Genomic DNA, 20,026 nt, shown 5'->3' on the forward strand with positions numbered 1-20,026 from the left:
ACAAAAACGCTGTTTTCTGCGGGTTTGAGCGTTCGAAAAAGTTTTAGATTAGTGCAATGTCGTCCAATGTCGTTTGCACTCGATGAGCTGAGGATCGCTCCCTTTCAAAGCCCGAGTTGCGTGGCAGCAGCTACTCAACAAAGGGCGCTAGTGCCCCTAGCTCCGATGCCCAATCGAGGTTCAGCACCTGTGCTATGTCTAGGAACTCGATGACGTCGAGCCTCCGCTCTAGCGATTCATATTTCGAGACGAACTGCTGACGTCGACCTAATCGGGTGGCCAAATCCTGTTGGGTCAGCTTACGCGTTAAACGCTGCTGGCGCAGCTTCTCAATGAGCGCTCGATACCTCTCGTCATGAAGCCCGGTCACTCGCCTCGCCTTTCCAAGGCGGGTTGCCGTGTGCGAGGCTTTACCCCAAAAAGGGGTATCTAGCCGTGGGAGTTGTCTCCGAATGCGTCGCGTCGCGTTGTTTCTTGACCTGATTGATGATGAAGCTGACCTGGTGATCGCGGCAGTTTCTGAGACGCCCGTCCGCTTCGCTGGGCTTACCTTGGCTGAGGTCGTGCAACTCTCGATCAGCGACGCGCCCTCCGGCACACCAGATATGACGATCGCGCACGATGTCCGATCCGATGGAGCCCTATATGCCGGGGACCCTAAGTTCCACCTCGTGCGGCGTCCATGATAAGGGAAGGCCAGTCCGACGCGCCGAAGGACGGGCGTGCGGTAAGGCGGCAGTATGTGACACCTCCCGAACCGCGGTTCTTCGACCAGCCTACCGCTGCTGCATACCTTGGGATCAGCGAACGGCTTTTTGAGCAGCAATGGCGCGCCTATCAGCTCCCATATCCAAGAAAGATTGGACGCCGCTGCGTATGGGATCGAAAGGTTCTCGACCATTGGGCCGACGTCGTATCAGGCCTAGCTGCACCGAGCGACGCTACGTCCGAAATGGACGGTGGGTCTCTGCCTCGAAAACAGATCAAGAAAGCTTTACTTAAAAGTCGGCGACCCTAAGCAGTTAATAAAGAGAGTGGTCCACCCTATATGGTCGCACCGGTACTTCAAGATCTCGCGGGCAGCGCGTGCTAAGAGAGCTTGGCTTTTCTAAGGAGAGCTAGTGCCCCCGTTTTGATGAGTGCTTGCTTGTCTATCGAGCGCTCACCCATATCCACCACGACGGTTCTGGCCACCGCTGCAAGGAACGAAGTTCCTTCCACGAAGGTCTCGATTTTCTTTGTATCTTTTGAGAGATCAACCTTGAGTGAGAAGGACGCTGGGTCCTGCATAAAGAGCGCGCCGGTCTTCGTAAGCAGCGAGCCAGGAAACCTACGATCAATGGAGTAGGGATGCCATGCTCCATAGCCCTGTCTGTATTGGACTAAGTTACGGAACCGAGATAGCCAGTTCCCTCCGTTCGCGCCTTCGAGACAAAGGATGGATTTGATCCCGGCTATCTTTTCCACGAACACCTTGCGTTGAGGTTCGACCGGGAGAAGCGTCTCCGCTTGCGCGGTAAGGTAATCCAAGAACGGAAGGAACGAAAGCCATAGGGCTTCATGAGATCCCTTGCTGCTTACTGCTGCAAACGTCAAAGTAGCTGCTGCGGCGTCGAGCCTCACTGAATACAAGCCCGAATTGATTTTGTTTATCGAACCAGCGACCCCATACGCGTGAGCGCCGTCCAAAACTCGCGTGGTGTCCACAGCGTCTAAGTTCATGCAGCCCATGCCACATGATCTCATGACGCCGTGCGCACCGAAGTAGGCGGCATAGTATAGCTTTACGAGGGACCACGCTAAAGATCGGGGTGATCGATCAACTTCCGAGATGCTTATGACGGTTTCAAAGCATGCTGAAAGGGTCTTGTTTGCAGCTGCTGCAAACAGGGCGTGGGCGTCAGCAATGTCGGGTAGCGTTAAGATGAACCGATCTGGGCTCGAGACTTCGGTGACATAGTAATTTGGGCGCGCAAGCCATGAACCGACATGCAGGCTCGGATCGGCGCTCTGAGCTGCAATTCCTGACGCCAAGAAGCGACGTAGGGAGTCGGCGAACAGCGTCACGGATTTACAGCGAGAACCGCGGCTTTAGTGCGTCCTCCAGGATCTGTGCTACCGCCTTCGGGCTGTTACCTGCCTTAATCAGCTTTGCTGGGCTGACTCGCTCAATCATTGGAGCAACAACGTCGAAAAACTGCTCCTCCGCATATTCCTTCCCATATTTTTCCTGCACACGTTGAGTGACGGATGGAAAGGTCAACATGAACCCGCGGAACGTCGTAGGATCTACGATGTTGACGCCGCGCTCATGGATCTGGCTAGCAGACGTCACGGACCTAACATAGTTGGCTAGAATCCGGTAGACCTCCACTGTCTGTAGCGAAGATACTAGGGGCAACAGGGGGCGGACCCCATGATTAAAGGTTACTCGTGATATAAAGCCCTTGCGCTTTGCCGCCGAGCTCATCATTCCTAGGAGCGGACTACTCGCTGACTCATGGAAAAGATCGAAAAGGCGACCCAGCAGCTTCTCTTGATCGTCCTCGTAGTCCGCAAGCTTCTTAATGTCTAGTAAGAGCTCATTTGGAACTGGTCGCTGCTTAGTATTAACGTCGATAAAAAGGCGGGACTCTTCCGCCTTGGTCAATCCGTTGTATATAATCACGGGAACTCGGAGGTCGGACTGAGCAAGGGCGAAACCATAAACCCTATGCTGACCATCAATAATCAGGAAGCTCTTCGAAGCAGCTTTGAACTGGAGGGTCTTACCTCTCTCCAGCACCTCAATCTCAGCCTCTGGTTGCGCAGAGAGGATAATCGCGTTTGGGATCGTGCCGAGCCCGTGATCGATATAGTCGGCGATGTCCTGCGCACGCTTCTTGTCGAGCACGCGCTGGAAGCCCTCCATGGGGTCTTCTTCCCGCGTCGTGGCGTAACACGTCTGTGCTAGAACGTCCGAAGGCACGGTCAGAGAGTAAAAGCGGTGATTGCCCTGCGTCACCAGGCTGACCGAAAATCTCTGCGTCTTTACGCCATCTGCCATCGACATCCGCCTCTCCCGTTCTGATTAGCCCGGCCTGAGTAGTTCGTAAATCCGCTCGATGTGATCGCGCGAGTATTTTTGACGCGGCCGCTAACTCGTGTTTTCGCTCAGGAAACACGATGTGCTAGAATGCGGGCGATCAGTTCATTGGGCGGGTCTCTTGCTAACTAGCTGAAAAAACTCACATTTTTGGTCTGCAAAGGCTGAGATCAGCTAAGGATTGGGCGCACCAGACTGCATTAGGACGCACCTAGCAGCCCCGTCTAACACATTCGTCTAGAACATTTTTAGGTGATTTGAGGCTCTGTGTGTGCCTGCAAACACAAAGAAAATCGAACATTTTCAGCGTGTTAAACCGCTGGTGACCCCTACGAGAATCGAACTCGTGTTTTCGCCGTGGAGCGAACTTGTTGAATAAAATCAACGCTAGTTGCCCGATGTTGTTGGAAAGGCTCGCCATTAAGTATCAATGGCTTAGCGGGGGCGGGGCACCGTGGCGATGTCGGATTGCACGTACTGCTGCGCGATTTTCTCAGGTGTTCGTGCTTCGGAGGGCAATCTGAGAAACACCGTCCGCTCTGGGCGGACTTGTACGGGCGTTTGGCCCAACCCACACTGCCTTTCAGGCTGAGTATCGTTACAGTCCGTCGCAGGCGAACATGCTTTCGCCAGTTCGCTGGGAAACGCTAATGATCAATCTGAATACCGCTACCGCTGCGGAACTTGACGAAGTCCAGCAGTTACGCGGACACGGTTTTGAGATCGTAAGATACAGGGAGGAGCGTGGGCGCTTCGACGAAGTGCGACAACTCGAAGAGGTTCCCGGCCTGGCTGGCAAATGGAACGGTGCCGAGGAAAATGTTTCGCTAATGTAATTGGCGTCGTTGCTGAAAAGTTCAATCATAGAGAGGTAATCGGACTACTCGACTCCCGAAAGGGGCCATTCGTTGCGCCCTTCTTTCCTGTTTCCCCGTCCCCAACAGGCTTTTTCGATAAAATGCTATCAGGAACAGATTTTGAGAAAGCAGGGGCTGCCTGCGCCCGACCGTCGCTGCAGTCTGACGGGCGACCGTCCCGCTAGGTTTCGTTTGCGGGAAGGATGCGTCGCTTGCGCCAAGTCTTCTCGCTGGATGTTGGCACCATCTAGCAGTAAAGCGGTGATCGATCAGATTGAGAGGCGTCGGTGAAGCAAGGGGCATTGGCTGTGGCTCAGCGTCACTGGTTCTATCTCGTGCTTCCTCTCCTCCTCATCACCGCGCTGACCTTTCGGACGTCCTATCCCTGGCTGCTTGATCCGAAGCTAGGCGAGGCAGCGACAATCTTCGATTGGTGCGTGTTCGTGCCGCTGATCTACGCGGTGTGTTATCGGAACATGCCTCGCCGCGCTCTCGCGGTTCGGACATTGGCGATGGTTTGTGGCGGGATATGGATCGCGGCTAAGATCGTGCCTGATCAAGCCGAGACAATCCTGAGCGAATTGGGTTGGGTTCGCGGTCTCGGTATTGCTGTGTTAGCCGTTTTCGAGGGCGTGGCTTTCGTTGCGGTCCTGCGTATCTTGTTCGGTAGCGAACCCGATGCCGTTGCATTGGAGCGCCAAGGTATTCCTCCCTTACTGGTCAAGTTCCTGCTTGCCGAAGCGCGCTTCTGGCGCTGGGTATGGTTGAGGCTAAGAAGCATGAAGTGACGGCTGCGGCTTCAGGGGCGGGTTTCCCTAACTTCGATCCCGAGCCGAAAAACCGTTAGGATTGCGGTCTCTCCGCAATACTGGACAAGTCAGTGGCGGGGTCGATCGGCACGCCAGCTTCTTTGCGCTCGGAGTAGCGGTCGACGAGCTGGGCGGTATGCGGGCGCAGCAGCACCGTGAAGCGCACGAGCTCCTCCATCACGTCGACGATCCGGTCGTAATAGCTCGACGGCTTCATGCGCCCGACATCGTCGAACTCGGCGAACGCCTTTGCCACCGACGACTGGTTGGGGATCGTCACCATTCGCATCCAGCGGCCCAGCACGCGCAGCGTATTGACGCTGTTGAAGGACTGCGATCCCGCCGACACCTGCATGACCGCCAGCGTGCGGCCCTGCGTCGGGCGCATCCCGCCCATGCTGAGCGGCAGGTGGTCGATTTGCAACTTCATGATGCCGGTGATTTGGCCGTGGCGTTCGGGGCTGCACCACACCTGCCCCTCCGACCACATCGACAGCTCCCGCAACTCGTGGACGACCGGATGATCGTCGCCCGCGTGCTGGTCGGGCAGCGGCAGGGTGGATGGATCGAAAATACGCGTCTCGCACCCGAAGAAGCGGAGCAACCGCGCCGCCTCTTCGATGCACAGGCGCGAATAGGATCGCTCCCGAAGCGACCCGTAAAGCAGCAGGATACGGGGCGGCGGATCGCCAGCGCCCAGCCCGAGGGCGGGCCGATCAAGCGCATAGCGTCGATCGAGCGCGGGCATATGGTCGGCGTCGGGAAGGTCGCGCAGAGGCATCAGGCAATTCCCATTCGCAGCGCGAGCGCCGCCAAGGTGATGAGCAAAACGGGCACGGTCAGCGTGACCCCGACCCGGAAATAATAGCCCCACCCGATCCGCACGCCCTTCTGCCCCAGGACGTGCAGCCACAGCAGCGTCGCGAGCGAGCCGATCGGCGTCAGCTTGGGGCCGAGATCGCAACCGATCACGTTGGCGTAGATCATCGCTTCCCGGACGGCCCCGGTTGCGTGCGTAGCGTCGATCGACAGCGCGCCCACCAGCACGGTCGGCATGTTGTTCATCACCGACGACAGGACGGCCGCGATTACGCCCGTTCCCAGCGCCGCGCCCCACACACCGCCTTGCGCGGTGTAATCGAGCAGCGACGCCAGATGGTCGGTCAGACCCGCATTCCGCAGGCCATAGACGACCAGGTACATGCCGAGCGAGAAGATCACGACCTGCCACGGCGCGCCGCGCAGCACCTTGCGTGTCTCAATCACGTGGCCCCGCCCCGCGATCACCAGCAGCAGGACCGCGCCGGCAGCGGCGACGGCGCTGACCGGCACGCCGAGCGGTTCGAGCAGGAAGAAGCCGGCGAGCAGCAGGGCAAGGACGATCCATCCGGCGCGGAAGGTTGCGGCATCCCGGATCGCGGCATCGGGCGCGCGGAGCGCAGCCACATCGTAATCTTGCGGTATATCGCGCCGAAAGAAGATCAGCAGCGCGCCCAGCGTTGCGGCGATCGACACCAAATCGACCGGCACCATCACAGCCGCATAGTTGCCGAACCTGATATCGAAAAAGTCGGCCGACACGATGTTGACGAGGTTGGAGACGACCAGCGGCAGGCTGGCGGTGTCGGCGATGAACCCCGCCGCCATGACGAACGCCAGCGTCGCCTTGTCCTTGAACCCCAGCGCCCGCAGCATGGCGATGACGATCGGCGTCAGGATCAGCGCCGCGCCGTCATTGGCGAACAGCGCGGACACCGCCGCACCCAGCAGGACGATCAGGACGAACAGCCGGCGACCATGCCCCCCGCCCCAGCGCGCGACGTGCAGCGCTGCCCACTCGAAGAACCCGGCTTCATCCAGCAACAGGCTGATGACGATGATCGCAACGAACGCGGCCGTCGCATTCCAGACGATGCCCCATACCACCGGCACGTCGGACAGAGTGACCACGCCCGCAAGCAGCGCCACGACCGCCCCGCCCATCGCGCTCCACCCGATGTCGAGGCCCTTGGGTTGCCAAATGACGAGCGCAATCGTCGCGACGAAGATCAGGACGGCAAGGAGCATCAGACGACGCGCTGGCCCGACGCATCCACCACCTGTTCGCCGTCTTCCTTTGCGAACGCGCCGCGCTGGGCGCTCGGCAGCAGGTCGAGGATGGCTTCGGACGGGCGGCACAGCTTCACGCCGAGCGGTGAGACGACCAGCGGCCGGTTGATGAGGATCGGGTGCGCCATCATCGCATCGACCAGCGCGTCGTCGGACAGCGTCGTGTCGCCCAAGCCCAGCTCCGCATAGGGCGTGCCCTTCTCGCGCAGCAGATCGCGCGGCGTCATGCCAGCACGGTCGATCAGCTCAACCAGCAGTGCGCGCGCGGGCGGCGTCTTGAGATACTCGACGACATGCGGCTCGATGCCGGCATTGCGGATCAGCCCAAGGGTGTTGCGGGACGTGCCGCACTCGGGATTGTGGTAGATCACGATATCGACGGCCACGGGGCTTCCTTTCAGCAGCAGGGGGTGAGTTCGGCGATCAGCGGCGCGCAGACTTCCGCATTGCCCGCGCAACAGTCCTTCACGAGGAACAGCGTCAGCGCGCGCAGGCTGTTCAGGTCGGCACGGTAGATGATCGAACGACTATGGCGTTCGGAGCGGACCAGGCCGGCGCGGGCGAGGATGCCGAGGTGCGCCGACATGGTGTTTTGCGGCACGTCGAGTTGACGGGCGATTTCGCCTGCGGCGAGGCCGGCAGGTTCGTGACGGACCAGCAGGCGAAACACATCCAGGCGTGTTCCTTGTGCCAAAGCGCCCAGCGCGGCAATTGCTACATCGTTTTCCATATATCCAGCATAGACGATATTTAATCTTGGGCTACCCCCTTTCGGCCGGGTCGCGGCGGACAATGGCTCTCACAATTCGTGCGAAGAAAGGTTTCAAGAAGGCTGATGCATGATCGTTCCAGCGTCGTTCCTGGGAAAGGCTGTGCCGCGCTGCGTCGGCTATTGCCCTTGGCGTTCTCGCACTTGGACTTTCTGCGTTCTGCCACTAGGCGACGCATCCTCCCGCGCGCCCGCCCGTTTGCTATCACCTTTATCCGGGAAAGGATCCGCCATGCGAAATGTTCGACTACCATCGGGCGAGGCCGTACCTTCGCTGGGGCAGGGCACGTGGATGATGGCAGAGCAGGCCGATCGCCGCGATCATGAGATCGCAGCACTGCGCGCCGGCGTTGAGCTCGGTATGACGCTGATCGATACCGCCGAGATGTACGGCGACGGTGCGGCCGAGGTGCTTGTCGGTGAGGCGCTCGGGGCTGTGCGGGACGAACTTTTTCTAGTGAGCAAGGCCTACCCACAGAATGCTTCCCGGCATCGCTTGCAGGCGGCCTGCGAAGCGAGCCTGCAACGCTTGGGGACGGACCGCCTAGATTTGTACTTGCTCCATTGGCGCGGATCGGTGCCGTTGCACGAGACGGTCGAGGCGATGAACGCGCTGAAGTCCGCTGGCAAGATCCGACAATGGGGCGTCAGCAACCTCGATGTCGACGATATGCAGGAGCTGATCGACGCAGGGGGCGGGGAGTGCGCCGTGAACCAGATCCTGTACAATCTGAGTCGCCGAGCTCCTGAGCACGACCTCATACCTTGGCTCGTGGAACAGGGCATCCCAGTGATGGCATATAGTCCAGTCGAGCAGGGTCGGCTGCTGGATGATCCGACGCTGCGGCAGATTGCGGAAAGCGCCGGCGCGACGCCAGCTCAGGTCGCGCTCGCGTGGACGATGCGAAGCGGCGATGTGATCGCAATTCCGAAAGCTGGGACGGTCGAGCATGTGCGGGAGAACCGACAGGCGGCGGACCTTCATCTGTCAGAGGAGAACCTCGCCGCCCTCGAGCAAGCGTTCGCTCGGCCACTCGGCCGGTGCCCACTCGAAATGCTGTAGCGGCCGTGGCTGTCTTCTTCACGTCGGACACGCACTTTGGGGATCATCGCACGCTTAACATCCACAAGCGGCCGTTCGCGACCGTTGCGGATATGGACCGTGAGTTGGTTTCCAGGTGGAACGCAACTGTCACGCCGGACGACGAGGTCTGGCACCTCGGTGACGTTGCACGGCGTCCGCAGGACGTGTCGGGAATCCTGTCGGCGCTATATGGCAAGAAGCACCTCATTCGCGGGAACAACGACCCGGTCGCTACCGGGGAAGCGGCGGGCTGGTCGAGTGTTGCGGACTACACAGAATTGTCACTGGATGGGACGGCGGTGGTTCTCTGCCACTATCCCTTCCGAAGCTGGAACGGCCAGCATCGACGTTCGATCAATCTTCACGGCCACAGTCACGGTCGCTTGACGCGAATGCTGCGGCAGTTCGACGTGGGCGTCGACGCTCGAGATTTCCGTCCTGTCACTTTGGCGTCGCTTCTCATCGGATGAGGCAGGGCAGGGGAGAGGACCCGACTCAGGCGTCCTTATTGGCGTCGGGGCTGCGGGTTGTTTGGCCAGCTGGCTGCACCCTACCACCCCGCCTCGAGCCAGAGCCGCCGCGTGGTCGTAGATCGGTCGACGGCCGCAAGTCGCGTCCGCGTTGCGACCCCGGATTACACGCTTTTCCCCCCGCCTCGCCCGCGCGCTTTTCGTGGCGCTTTCGACGCATGCAGCGTCCCTGTCGAAACCGGCGGGTAAGCTGGGCGGATTGCTGCCATTCTTGGTCGCACCCGCGACGCAGATCGACGCAGCTGGACGGGATGCTAGCGACGGCCCGTGCGAACGCGTCCGATAGCGCCAAACCCGGCGCGCGATCGCCAGCGAAAACCAGTCAGCGAGTGCCCGAAAACGTCACCATCGTGTGTGTTTTGCAGGGTGGTTTAGTAGGCAGGGGGGAGGCGGGAAACTTCTTACCTGTCGAACAGTCGCGCAATTTCAATGACTTGGGGCGTTACAAAAACGCTTATCCCATCGTTACTGATAATAGACTTAGTTTCGAATATTTTGGTTTGAGAATATCGTGTCTTTACAGTGGGATAAGTGTTTTCGCCGGGGGCATGTAGGAAGCGATAACGCCGAGCGTGTTACATCGGAAATGGCGGATTTCCGCCGTTTTCCGGGGAGTAAAACCGGGGGATAAAGGAGATAAGACTTTTCCCGACCCCCCTCCCAAGCCGTGTTGTCGGCGGGAGGTTCGTCCTCGGCCGGCGACGACAGCGCACAGCAGAAGGGCCGGAGCGCGCATTCGCGTCCCGGCCCTTGCCTGTACTCCGTTCGCCCTTCGGGGCAAAGCTCAGTCGGTGTCTGTAAACACCCAACAGTGGATGCCGCCCCCGGTCAGGCGGCTGTTGACGGTCTTCGCCGCGATGTAGCGCGGGTCGCTTGCCCGCAGCGCCCGGCCCAGCTGGTTGTCGAGCTTTAGCGCGATACCCGCTCGCTTGAACTCCTCGGCCAGCGCGGTGCGGTTGATGGCTAGGAGGCCGCCGGTCCGGCTGTGATTGAAGACGACACCGCGCCGCTTCAGTTCGGCAATGCCCGCCCAGAAAGGTGCAACCGCATCAGAGGGATGCGGGGCATCGAAGCCCAGCTCATTCATCGCCGGTGGGGCCATGCCGATGTCGCGGCAGAGATCGCCGATCATCGTGTGGATGACGCGGCGTTCGGTCCGGTTGCGGGTGTGCTGCAGCTTCGCGGTCAGCCGTAGCACCTGGTTCTGGATCGCGATGCGCGACTGGATCGGCATCGCGGTCGGTAGCTGGGCAGCACCGTGGAAGTGATCGAACAGCACCCGAAATGCGCGGCGCTGATACGAGACGATGAGTTCGCGCTTGAGAGGATCGCGAACCCGATCAGGATGAAGCGTCACAAGCCACCCGTGAAACTGTTCGAGTTGGAGTGTAACCGCCTCTTGTTCACCACCTGCAGAAGGTATGTGCGTTACAAACATACCTTGTCGGATGGCGGGGTGCCGGTTGATACGTTGATACTGCCCGTTCCAATCGAGGCCGAGGGCCGCAACGATCGGCTTCATAACAACGAAAATGTCGGCATCTCGCTGGACTGTCGCGATTTGCTGCGTGTCGAATGGCACGAGCTCTACTCGGGTTGCCATGGCCTATCTCCTATGAGCTAGCCTCAACCGCGGCGGCCGTGGGAGAAGGTCATGTTGTCCAGCAGGGTGCCCAAGCGATCGCTGAGGACCAGCATCAGCGCTGACAGGTTGTGGCAGGTGATCTCTGGCGTCTCCGTTGCCCGTTCGAGACGGCCGTCGAACGCCAGTTCTGCGACGCCGGCGAGCGCGTCGCGCACCAGCGTAAGGTTCATGAACTCATTTTCGGTGATAGCGTAATGGCCTTCCTCGTTTAGGGAACGCCGGGTATTCTGGGCAGCAGCTTGGGCCATGGGGTACATCCTTGGTTCGAGTCAGGCCCAGTGCGAGGTTGCCGCCTTGCGCTGGGCCGTCTTTTTTTGATATCAATTAATTGTGATGTCAATAACTGATGCCAAAAAATCCCGGGGCCGTCCCCGTGTCGGTTCGATAGCTCTGTCCGTCCGTATGCCACCGGACGAATTAGCTCTACTTGATCAGTGGATCGCCGAGCAGGACGATGAGCCATCGCGTCCAGAAGCATTGCGGCGGCTTGCCAAGTTGGCGATCGCGCCTCGGTAATAAGCACCAGCTGGCAGCAATTCCGGACGGCAGTCCGGGCGGTTGCCCGTTGAAAGCCACGGCCATCTTCCGAACAATCGACAAGCAACCGAACGCCCTGCCGCGACGATTGTAGGGGGTCAGGAAGCACACATCACGCTGCGTTCAGCAGTGATAAGTGACTGTTTTTGCAGCGTTACGACCGGTTGCTAACTTGGCAGGCAGCTGCGTACGTTCGCCAACAACGGATTGTTGGATACTTTTCGGCGCCGTCGATCCACTTGCGTATCGCTCATTTCTGTCGATCCTGACCGTCGTGACCCCCGGTGGACGGGCGGCAGCAATCACAGGACGAACCAGTGCGAACGACCCTTTGCGCCCCCGAGGCAGCCACGGACGCGGCTTGCCCCTGCCCCAACTAAGCGGTCGTGCGGGATATCGATCGTGCCATCGCAGACCACCTGGGCGTGCTGGATGCCTGGATGGGTGCGCTGTGGCGCGTTCGCGATCGGGCCGAGTATGAGGGTGCCCTGCCCCCGCCGCGTCGTCCGACCACTGGATGCGCGGCGGCGGCGCACAGGGGGGACACATGAGTTTCGGACGCAAGGCGCTCAGCAAATCGATCTCGTTCGCGCCGGATCGCTACGCGTTGCTGAAAGACGAGGCGGACCGGGAGGGCATATCGTTCAGCGCGCTGATCGAGCGGTATCTGGCGAAGGCCATGGAGCAGCGTTCCGCTGCCGACGACGCCTTGCCTTCTTTGCCTGCCCCGTCAGTGGCGGCGGTCCCGGCGGTTCGCATAGAGCCAGCCCCGCCGGCACCCATCGAAATGGCGCCCCGCCCCGTACGCGTACTGGAGGCCGAGCCGACCGTAGATGGAGGACCGCCGCCGCGCAGTCGGCAACGCTACGCGTTCGAAGGCTCGACGGGGCTCGGTATGCTGATCGGCTTTATCGCGGCGCTCGCCGTGCTGTTGCTGGTCCCCGGTAATGGCGTCGTTGCGGAGAAGATCGCCCTGGCCGCGCTCGGGATGCGCGGCGACGGGTATGGCGCGGGGGTGATGTTGCTGAACCGGCACGCGGGCGAGGACGATATCACCCGCTACCTGTTCGCTACCGCCAACATTCCGGATAACCGCAAACGGCTGTTCGCCTGTGCCAAGCGCGCCGGCAAGGGCAGCGATTATCGCGAGCTTGAGCCGTGCCGGATCTACGTTCCCGGGCAGCGGCGCGAGCGCGAGTTGTTGCAAGGCATCGTTCGGTGACGTCCGGACGGCCGCCATGCTGACGCCGGCGGTCGTCCGATCCGCTTCCGGGGCGGCGAGCTACTATGCCGCCGATAACTATTACACCGACGGGCAGGCGACCGAGGCGAGCCTGTGGGTTGGCGAAGGGGCTGCGCAGCTGGGACTGACCGGTGAGGTCGGCCGTGAACCGTTCGAGGCGGTGCTGCGAGGCGAGCTTCCGAACGGGGCGACGATCCCGGGCGGGGCGAATGGCAAGCATCGTGCTGGCATGGACTTCACCTTCTCCGCGCCGAAATCGCTGTCGTTGCTAGCCTATGTTGGCGGTGACGCGCGGTTGCTGGCGGCGCACATGGCGTCGGTCCGGTCGACCGTCGGATGGATCGAGCGCAACCTTGCCGAGACGCGGATAGCGAAAGACGGCGCGCAGGAGACGGTGCGATCGGGCAACCTGGTCGTCGCGCTGTTCCAGCACGACACGAGCAGGGCGCTGGATCCGCAGGCGCATATCCATGCGATTATTGCCAACGCGACCCGGGGGCCGGACGGCAAGTGGCGGGCGGTTCACAACGACGCGTTGTGGGAGGGCTATTCGACTGCCGCCTCCGTCTACAACGCGGACCTGCGGCAACGGGTTGAGGCGCTGGGCTATGCGACCGAGCGCGTTGCCAAGCATGGTCAGTTCGAGATTTCGGGCATCCCTCGGGAGGTGATCGAGCGGTTCTCCACTAGGTCGGCCGAAATCGACGCGGCGATGAAGAGCATGAAGCACCAGACGCCTGAGGCCCGGTCGGCGGTGACGCTCGGCACCCGGGCCGCCAAACCGGCTGAGATCGACCGGGCGGAGTTGCGCGGAGAGTGGGTAGCGCGGGCGGAGAAGGCCGGTATTGATCTGCCGGCGATGGTGTCGGAAGCGAGCCGGATTGCGGCTCGCAGTCCGACGGCTTGGCGACGGTTGGTTGATGGTGCGCGCGGTGTCGGTGCACAGGGTCTCGCCCTGGCCGAACGGCTTGGCATTCGGGTCAAGACACCGGACCCGTTCGTGCCGGAGCGGACCGGGCGGTTGCACCCAACGGCCTTCGCGGCGGCGCATGCGGTTGCGTCGGCCGTTCGGCATCTGTCTGAGCGCGAGGCTGCTTTTCCGGCGCGGGAGGTGCTGAAGACGGCGCTCGATATGGGTGCGCCGGTCGGTGCGGCTGCGGTCGAGCAGCGGATGGCGACGCTGGTTGGTCGCGGATTGCTAGTCGCGGGTGCTGACGGGCGGATGATGACGACCAGTGCGGTTCTGACGACGGAGCAGGCGATTGTCGACGGTGTGGTCGATGGCAAAGGTGCTGTGGCCCCGGTTCTGGAACAGACCCTAGCAAAGGAACGTGTTGCCGCGGCTGCGCGGGCAGACGGGAGGCGTTTGAACGCTGGGCAGATGACCGCCGCCACCCGCATCCTATCGAGCGCTGATCGGATCGTCGCGGTTCAGGGCGTGGCTGGCGCTGGCAAATCGTCGATGCTGAAGCCTGCGCTGGCGATCGCCGCCGCAGAAGGGCGCGCAGTGCTTGGACTGGCGGTACAGAACACGGTTGCACGCCGGCTTGGGCAGGATACCGGCATTGAGGCGCGGACCGTCGCCTCGTTCCTCCACGAACATGACGGGCGCGATCGGGCCGACCAGCATGAGCGGCGATCCGCTGCAGCGCTCCGGGGGGCGGTGGTCGTCGTTGATGAAGCTTCGATGCTCGGCAACGACGCGATGCGGCGGCTTATCGACGTCGCCAATCGCTATGAGCTCGGCCGGCTCGTACTGGTAGGGGATAGTCGGCAACTTGGAGCGGTTGAAGCCGGGCGGCCGTTCAACATCGTCCAGCGTGCCGGCGACACGGCGTTCATGCCGACGAACCTGCGTGCCGCGAACGACGAGATGCGCGCGATCCATGCCGCCGCGCAGGCCGGCCGCGTCGGCGAGCTGATGGGGCTACTGAAGGCGGACACTGTCGAGGCACCAGGGAAAGGAGCCGAGACCGTCGCGCAGATGTGGATGGCCCTCTCGCCCGACGAACGCGAGCGCACCGGCATCTACACCTCCGGTCGCCAGTTGCGTGCCGACGTGAACAGTGAGGTGCAGCGGCTGCGGATCGCGGCCGGCGAGCTGGGCCAAATGCCGGCGCGATTGTCAGTCTACGATCCCGTTCACCTTAGCCGTGAGGAAGAGCGGATGGCACACCACTACACCCCCGGTCGCATTGTGGAGTTTGCCAAGGATTTGCCGAGCCAGAGCATCGAACGTGGCCTAGCGCTTGTCGTTCGATCGGAACGCGGGGTCGTCACGTTGCAAAGACGCAGCGGCGTCGAGCAGCGCTACCACCCGAGCAAGCTGGCGCCCAACCGCATCGAGGATGCAGTACGGGTGTATGAGTTGCGCAAGCTGACGCTGTTCGCCGGCGACCAGTTGCGCTGGACCAGCACCGATCATTCCCGCGGTTTAGTCAACGCCGACACCGCCACGCTGCGCGAGGTTCGGCCGGACGCGCTGCTGATCGAAACTAGCGGGGGCGACCGGATCGAGCTGGCACCGAAGGATCCGATGCTGCGGCGGATCGATCTTGCCTATGCCACCAGTGCTCATGCCGCCCAGGGCGCGACAAGCGATCGGGGTATCATCGCTGCCGACAGTCGTGAGGGACGCTTGATTTCTACCAGCCTAATGAGGGTGTTGGCCACACGCGTACGAGAAGGCGTGATGCTGGTCGTGGATGACGCCGCTCGGTTAGAGCGCGTTGTCGGACGCCGGGACGGTGTGAAGACAGAAGCGTCGAACGTAGAAAAAGCCGGCACGAAGACCGGGCGCCTACCAGAGAAGCAGATTGCGCTTGAGATGACCGGAAGGGTGAGGGAACGCTCGATCGAACTCGAAATGTAGTGGATGGGTGGAGAGCGGCTTGTCCGCTTTCGGGTGGCGCTCAAGCAAAGCAGACGCTCGTTCATGAGCTCGCGGCGGCAGCTGCCGACCAACTCGAGACGTTCAGCGCCCGTGTTGCGAGCGTCGGCTTTCGCAAAAACCCGCCATCCGGGTAGCACAAACCGGCCGGTCGGCTTTGCGCCCGAATTTCGGCGGTGAGAACGCCGATCGGCGGGCGCATGCAGGTGCTAACGCATTATATTCGGCCAATTGCCGAAACGCGGTTCTTTTTACTCTACGATAAGGCAAGTTGTTCCATTATATCTCCTTTCCTCATACCATGCAGCAGGGGATTTGCGCTGATTCATGGACGTCATTGATCTTCAGGGGGGTGTCGACAAAGCGCTGGACGCGCTTTTCGCTGATCGGCTGGCGCTTTTATGCGGGGCCGGATTGTCGATGGCGGCACCGAGCTCGGTGCCAAGTGCCGCGGCACTGGCCTGGAAGGCGAAGCAGAAATACGATGCGACCTATGGAGCCTCGCGCCCGGCGCTCGCTGAATCGATCGACGATCAAGCCGAATTCTTCTTTCAGCGCGGCGAGTTGGCCGACGTATATCTGAAATCCTACATCGACCATGATGCCTTTGCCGGCGTCCCCAACGACGGGCACCTCGCCGCCGCTGACCTTCTCCTCACCGGAGGTATCGGCACCGCCGTTTCAACAAACGTCGATACCTTGATCGAAGCGGCGGGCAATCTGCTGTTCGGCCACGTTGGTGCAGGCGTTAGTCGCGACAAAGTTGCCTCGCTCCCGGCAAATCGGTCGCCGCTGCTGAAAATTCATGGCTGCTGGAGCGATCCTGCCGGCACTGTTTGGGCAGCGGGACAGGTTGGGGCAGAACCGATCCAGACTCGCCTCGCGGAAGGAGCTGCTTGGCTGACCCAACGCCTGCTTGATCGTGATCTCGTGATCGTGGGCTATTGGACGGACTGGGATTATCTCAACCAAGTGCTGGAACAGGCCCTGGCAGCGGTCAGCCCGAGCCGGATCATCGTCATCGACCCCTGCGACACGGCTGCGTTTGAGACGAAGGCAAAGGCGCTGTATGATTTGGGCCAGAAGGCGACGAGCGGCTTTTTTCACGTCAAGGAATCGGGCGCGGTTTTTCTCAACCAACTGCGGATCGATTTCTCGCGATCGATGTTGCGCCGTATCCTGCATTCGGGGGCTGCGAGTTTCGAGGCACAGGGTGGGGCAGCGCCAAATCCTGCCTGGCTTGAGCCATTGTTAACCGACGCCCAAACACTTTGGCGTATCCGGCGCGATCTCGAGGGGGCGATGCCAAACGAACCCGCAAAGGGTCACCAGCCTATCGAGGAACCGCTTCTCGGTATGACACTGCTTCAGTTGCAAGCAGCCGGCGCCACGGCGGAAGATATCTGCTGGAATCTCGGCGGCAGCCGCATCCGCGTCCTGCGGTCGGTCAACCGGCCACTTCACGAAGTAGAGGCCGCCTATGCGCGTGAGATCGCGCCAGTCGTTGCACCCGAATATGTAATCGCCGTCGGCGCGGAAGCCTTGCCATTGCCGGCGAGCATCGCACGGGGCGGCGGCACAGGGTCCATTGTACGGGGATCGCCGACCAAGTGGAGGTCGAGACCCGATGCCGTCGCGGAGTTAGGCTTGTGAGCGTGTTGCCGATCGTGTCGCAGCAGTTGAGCGAGGCAGGATATTCTGTCGCTGCGCTCGAGGAACAGTCGCTCAAGTATCTCGCATTCGAAGGTGATACGGTCCTTGGCTTCGTCCTGTCGTTCCCAGACACAGGTAGCTTGATCGAACATTGGCGGTCGCACAGCCAGCAGATCCTCAAGGCCGCACAATTCGGCCTGCGTCGCGCGGAAGCTAAATCCTGGAATGCGTATCTGATACTGCTTTCAGCTGAGCCAGCGGACTATGCCGGCAGCGTGACCTTGAGCGCGATCGAAGAGGATCTGACCGGGACGCGGAAGATCGCGCGAGCCGGCATCAGTGTCGAGGAAGATGCCCGCGGCGCCCTGCTGCCTCTACTTGCCATCCAGAACGCACCGCAACTTGATGCGGTCGATATGGCCGCTGAAATTCGCCTGCGTACTACAGAGCTGCCGGTTGAACTCGTGGACGCTTTCGTCGGTGCCGCCTCCGATTCCGCAATACTTCAGATGCTGGAGGCTGGCCAATGAGGCTCAGCTACGTCCATCTTCATGGCTTCCGCGGTTACCGCGAACCCGTTCGTCTCGACTTTGCCGACAGCTTCACGATCATCGATGGCCGTAACGGTGTAGGCAAAAGCACGATTTTTGATGCTGTCGAGTTCGCGCTGACTGGCACGATCAGCAAGTATCTCGATGCCAAGGCGGACGGGGAGTCCGTGGCGGATTATCTCTGGTGGGCCGGACCTGAAGGACGAGACCAGGACCTATCGAAGCATTTTGTCAAGGTCGGCTTCTCGGATGACGATACCCAGTTCGCAATACGGCGAACCCCGCTCGACCCAAAGGACCTCGATGTCCGCGCCAGGGCTGAAAACCTGTTTCATCCCGACGCTGCGCCACGCGAGGCGATTGCGCAACTGTGCAACTCGACGATCATCCGCGATGAACATATCGCGCGCCTCAGTCTCGACCTGAAGGAGGGCGAACGCTTCACGCTCTTGCGCGATGCGATCGGCGCCGTCGATGCAGAGGACTGGATCAAACGCGCCCAGGCGCTCCATTCGGCGGCAGCCGGCAGGACGAAGACGGCACAGGCAGAGGTGGAGGCCGCAGGCAACGCTCAGGCCAATGCAGCACGGCAACTAGATCAGGCGCGCGCCTCGCTGCCAACCGCCGATATCACCGGACAAGCCAGCACACGCCTGCAACGGACCCTCGGCACGAGCGTTTCCGGCACCCAATTGTCGGACCTCGCACGCCAACGTCTCGCTGCCATCACGCTTGAGATCGAAGATCTCCAGTCGCTGATCGCGGGTTATGCTCGGTTCGAAAGTGCGCGGCGCGATCTACCGGAAATCGAAGCACGCGCATCCGAAGCATCCGTCACCGCGACACTGGCACAGCTCCGCTACGATAAAGCTGTGAGCGCGCTAGCCGCTGCGCCCGAGGCGACTGATCTCTCGGCCCAGGCACGGCAGCTGGAAAATCTGGTGGAAATGGGACGCCAGCTCGGCCTGCGCGACGGTCATTGTCCTCTCTGCGCGAGCGGGATCAGTCCCGATGACTTCAGTCATGGTCTGAATCAGGCGCTCAACATCGCCCGAGGGCTGGACACCCGGGCGGTTGAACAGGCCAAGAGGGAACGCGAACGCGACGCTGCCCGGCGCGAGGCGCAGACCACCGAACAGGCGTCACTCAGCGCCACGGCGCAGCGCGACCAGGTCGCCAGCTTGATAGCGGACTTTGAATCGCGGCTCGCCGCTGCCGGGCTGGAGAATGCCACCGCTGTCGAAGTCGAGAGCAGGCGCGCGAAAGTCGAGGCTGAGCAACAGACCATCGCCTCGGATGTACGTGTCTTCGACACACTTTCCATCGATCGCGTCATGACCCGCGTGACTGTGGAGCAGGCCGCAGCGGCCGACCGCGTGCGGTCGGCTGAGGTTCGCCTTGGTCGGGCGCGTACCGCCGAAACTCGGGCAAAGTCGATTTACGATGCCGCGCGTCGGGCCGCCGCCGAAACCCTGCAACTGCGCCTTGACCGGGTGATCCCGCTGATGTCGGAGCTGTACAAGCGGCTGCGACCCCACCCGGCTTGGGGCGATATCGAATATAGTGTGCGCGGTGATGTGAAGCGCTTCTTAACCTTGAAAGTCCATGGCGAGGTGAACCCTCAGTTCGTCTTTTCAAGCGGCCAGCGACGTGCGACGGGCCTCGCGTTTCTTCTGTCCGTCAATCTCTCGATCGCATGGAGCAAATGGCAGAGCATCCTGCTCGATGACCCGGTCCAGCATGTGGATGACTTCCGTACCGTCCACCTCGCGGAAGTGCTGGCACAACTTTGTTCGTCCGGCCGACAGGTCATTTGCGCAGTTGAGGACAGCGCACTCGCTGACTTGATGTGCCGCCGTTTGCCGTCCACGGTGGCGTGTCCTGGAAAACGAATTAGCCTTGGCGCCGACACCACCGGCGCGCTGGCGGTAGTGCATGAGCAAAACATCGCTACGCTCAGTCGACGTTCGCTGGTGCCAAGTGACACGTCGCTGAGTGCGTGACCGGAACTAGCGGAATTAGGCAGCCGCTCTCACGATCGGCAAACGTCCGGTTAAACCGGAATGGCGCTTGAAGCTGCTGTTCCACTGTCGGCCCAGGCTTCACTCATAGAGCAACGCCATGCGAACGAGCGCTGAGCGTCAACTGCTGGCAAAGGCCGACGTTCAATCTGTGACCTAGTAACGGCAGAAATGTCCCACGAAAGACCAGCAGCAGGCGACCAAAGTCAGTCGTTTACCAAAAGTACTGCGGAAGTTAGAATG

The 20,026-nt window shown here is 61.1% G+C and carries 19 protein-coding genes; 10 read left to right on the plus strand and 9 right to left on the minus strand.

All coding sequences use genetic code 11. From position 1 onward, the window contains the following. Positions 1-130: 130 nt before the first annotated feature. Positions 131-370, minus strand: coding sequence for a helix-turn-helix domain-containing protein (locus ASE67_RS18600; RefSeq protein WP_055760907.1), 240 nt, complete (start codon positions 368-370; stop codon positions 131-133). Between the two features lie 82 nt (positions 371-452). Between ASE67_RS18600 and ASE67_RS18605 the strand changes: the two genes are divergently transcribed. Further along, entirely contained in the window at positions 453-686 is a 234-nt protein-coding gene (locus tag ASE67_RS18605) for a hypothetical protein (protein ID WP_055760910.1), read from the plus strand. Positions 687-1,089: 403 nt separating this feature from the next. On the opposite strand, the gene ASE67_RS18220 is transcribed toward ASE67_RS18605, so the two are convergent. Both ASE67_RS18220 and ASE67_RS11360 read right to left on the minus strand, forming a co-directional pair. Further along, positions 1,090-2,067 carry a hypothetical protein gene (locus ASE67_RS18220; protein ID WP_156348589.1) on the minus strand — a complete coding sequence of 326 codons (978 nt, stop codon included), beginning with the start codon at positions 2,065-2,067 and terminating at the stop codon, positions 1,090-1,092. A gap of 4 nt (positions 2,068-2,071) precedes the next feature. Then, positions 2,072-3,052, minus strand: coding sequence for a DGQHR domain-containing protein (locus ASE67_RS11360; protein ID WP_200922208.1), 981 nt, complete (start codon positions 3,050-3,052; stop codon positions 2,072-2,074). A 683-nt stretch (positions 3,053-3,735) separates the two neighbouring features. Here ASE67_RS11360 and ASE67_RS11365 point away from each other — a divergent pair. Then, positions 3,736-3,921, plus strand: a complete 186-nt coding sequence (locus ASE67_RS11365; RefSeq protein WP_055760919.1) for a helix-hairpin-helix domain-containing protein — start codon at positions 3,736-3,738, stop codon at positions 3,919-3,921. A 329-nt stretch (positions 3,922-4,250) separates the two neighbouring features. Next, positions 4,251-4,730, plus strand: a complete 480-nt coding sequence (locus tag ASE67_RS11370; RefSeq protein WP_055760922.1) for a hypothetical protein — start codon at positions 4,251-4,253, stop codon at positions 4,728-4,730. 55 nt (positions 4,731-4,785) lie between these two features. Here the strand turns inward: ASE67_RS11370 and arsH are convergent, their stop codons facing one another. Genes arsH through ASE67_RS11390 form a run of 4 tightly spaced genes read right to left on the minus strand, consistent with a single transcriptional unit; the run spans position 4,786 to position 7,590 of the window. Further along, the gene (gene arsH, locus ASE67_RS11375; RefSeq protein WP_055760927.1) at positions 4,786-5,532 is read right to left on the minus strand and encodes an arsenical resistance protein ArsH; all 747 of its coding nucleotides are present in this window, start codon (positions 5,530-5,532) and stop codon (positions 4,786-4,788) included. After that, positions 5,532-6,818 (minus strand): arsenic transporter, encoded by a 1,287-nt coding sequence (locus ASE67_RS11380; protein WP_055760930.1) that lies wholly within the window; start codon positions 6,816-6,818, stop codon positions 5,532-5,534. The genes arsH and ASE67_RS11380 overlap by 1 nt, the downstream gene beginning before the upstream one ends. Next, positions 6,818-7,246, minus strand: coding sequence for an arsenate reductase (glutaredoxin) (arsC, locus tag ASE67_RS11385; protein WP_055760932.1), 429 nt, complete (start codon positions 7,244-7,246; stop codon positions 6,818-6,820). The genes ASE67_RS11380 and arsC overlap by 1 nt, the downstream gene beginning before the upstream one ends. Before the next feature lie 11 nt (positions 7,247-7,257). After that, positions 7,258-7,590: an ArsR/SmtB family transcription factor gene (locus ASE67_RS11390; protein WP_055760935.1), complete on the minus strand. Its 333-nt coding sequence runs from the start codon at positions 7,588-7,590 to the stop codon at positions 7,258-7,260. Between the two features lie 271 nt (positions 7,591-7,861). Here ASE67_RS11390 and ASE67_RS11395 point away from each other — a divergent pair, with 271 nt between their 5' ends. Next, positions 7,862-8,692 carry an aldo/keto reductase gene (locus tag ASE67_RS11395; protein WP_082451050.1) on the plus strand — a complete coding sequence of 277 codons (831 nt, stop codon included), beginning with the start codon at positions 7,862-7,864 and terminating at the stop codon, positions 8,690-8,692. A gap of 5 nt (positions 8,693-8,697) precedes the next feature. After that, on the plus strand, positions 8,698-9,183 hold the full coding sequence (locus ASE67_RS11400) for a metallophosphoesterase family protein (RefSeq protein ID WP_055760937.1): 486 nt from the start codon (positions 8,698-8,700) through the stop codon (positions 9,181-9,183). A gap of 844 nt (positions 9,184-10,027) precedes the next feature. Here the strand turns inward: ASE67_RS11400 and ASE67_RS17775 are convergent. Both ASE67_RS17775 and ASE67_RS11415 read right to left on the minus strand, forming a co-directional pair. Next, entirely contained in the window at positions 10,028-10,846 is an 819-nt protein-coding gene (locus ASE67_RS17775) for a phage antirepressor N-terminal domain-containing protein (protein WP_082457075.1), read from the minus strand. 23 nt (positions 10,847-10,869) lie between these two features. Beyond that, positions 10,870-11,136 (minus strand): hypothetical protein, encoded by a 267-nt coding sequence (locus tag ASE67_RS11415; RefSeq protein WP_156348590.1) that lies wholly within the window; start codon positions 11,134-11,136, stop codon positions 10,870-10,872. An 836-nt stretch (positions 11,137-11,972) separates the two neighbouring features. Between ASE67_RS11415 and ASE67_RS11420 the strand changes: the two genes are divergently transcribed. The 5 genes from ASE67_RS11420 (at position 11,973) to ASE67_RS11440 (ending at position 19,765) form a co-directional block, all read left to right on the plus strand. Beyond that, complete coding sequence (locus tag ASE67_RS11420) at positions 11,973-12,647, plus strand: hypothetical protein (RefSeq protein WP_055760948.1); 675 nt, start codon at positions 11,973-11,975, stop codon at positions 12,645-12,647. A 16-nt stretch (positions 12,648-12,663) separates the two neighbouring features. After that, the gene (gene mobF, locus ASE67_RS11425) at positions 12,664-15,540 is read left to right on the plus strand and encodes a MobF family relaxase (protein ID WP_055760951.1); all 2,877 of its coding nucleotides are present in this window, start codon (positions 12,664-12,666) and stop codon (positions 15,538-15,540) included. Between the two features lie 345 nt (positions 15,541-15,885). After that, on the plus strand, positions 15,886-17,211 hold the full coding sequence (locus ASE67_RS11430; RefSeq protein WP_055760954.1) for an SIR2 family protein: 1,326 nt from the start codon (positions 15,886-15,888) through the stop codon (positions 17,209-17,211). Then, on the plus strand, positions 17,208-17,741 hold the full coding sequence (locus ASE67_RS11435) for a hypothetical protein (protein WP_055760958.1): 534 nt from the start codon (positions 17,208-17,210) through the stop codon (positions 17,739-17,741). Before ASE67_RS11430 ends, ASE67_RS11435 begins: the two co-directional genes overlap by 4 nt. Further along, positions 17,738-19,765, plus strand: coding sequence for an AAA family ATPase (locus ASE67_RS11440; RefSeq protein ID WP_055760961.1), 2,028 nt, complete (start codon positions 17,738-17,740; stop codon positions 19,763-19,765). Before ASE67_RS11435 ends, ASE67_RS11440 begins: the two co-directional genes overlap by 4 nt. Positions 19,766-20,026 lie beyond the last annotated feature (261 nt).

It is taken from the genome of Sphingomonas sp. Leaf23 (genome assembly GCF_001421585.1).
Taxonomy (GTDB): domain Bacteria; phylum Pseudomonadota; class Alphaproteobacteria; order Sphingomonadales; family Sphingomonadaceae; genus Sphingomonas.

Excerpts from the sequence above, each read along its gene's own strand:
- ASE67_RS11360 (WP_200922208.1), bottom strand. The coding sequence starts at position 3,052 with ATGTCGATGGCAGATGGCGTAAAGACGCAGAGATTTTCGGTCAGCCTG.
- ASE67_RS11440 (WP_055760961.1), top strand. The coding sequence starts at position 17,738 with ATGAGGCTCAGCTACGTCCATCTTCATGGCTTCCGCGGTTACCGCGAA.
- ASE67_RS11430 (WP_055760954.1), top strand. The coding sequence starts at position 15,886 with ATGGACGTCATTGATCTTCAGGGGGGTGTCGACAAAGCGCTGGACGCG.
- ASE67_RS11380 (WP_055760930.1), bottom strand. The coding sequence starts at position 6,818 with ATGCTCCTTGCCGTCCTGATCTTCGTCGCGACGATTGCGCTCGTCATT.
- ASE67_RS11365 (WP_055760919.1), top strand. The coding sequence starts at position 3,736 with ATGATCAATCTGAATACCGCTACCGCTGCGGAACTTGACGAAGTCCAG.
- ASE67_RS17775 (WP_082457075.1), bottom strand. The coding sequence starts at position 10,846 with ATGGCAACCCGAGTAGAGCTCGTGCCATTCGACACGCAGCAAATCGCG.
- ASE67_RS11420 (WP_055760948.1), top strand. The coding sequence starts at position 11,973 with ATGAGTTTCGGACGCAAGGCGCTCAGCAAATCGATCTCGTTCGCGCCG.
- ASE67_RS11390 (WP_055760935.1), bottom strand. The coding sequence starts at position 7,590 with ATGGAAAACGATGTAGCAATTGCCGCGCTGGGCGCTTTGGCACAAGGA.
- arsH (WP_055760927.1), bottom strand. The coding sequence starts at position 5,532 with ATGCCTCTGCGCGACCTTCCCGACGCCGACCATATGCCCGCGCTCGAT.
- ASE67_RS11395 (WP_082451050.1), top strand. The coding sequence starts at position 7,862 with ATGCGAAATGTTCGACTACCATCGGGCGAGGCCGTACCTTCGCTGGGG.
- mobF (WP_055760951.1), top strand. The coding sequence starts at position 12,664 with ATGCTGACGCCGGCGGTCGTCCGATCCGCTTCCGGGGCGGCGAGCTAC.
- ASE67_RS11415 (WP_156348590.1), bottom strand. The coding sequence starts at position 11,136 with ATGGCCCAAGCTGCTGCCCAGAATACCCGGCGTTCCCTAAACGAGGAA.
- ASE67_RS18605 (WP_055760910.1), top strand. The coding sequence starts at position 453 with ATGCGTCGCGTCGCGTTGTTTCTTGACCTGATTGATGATGAAGCTGAC.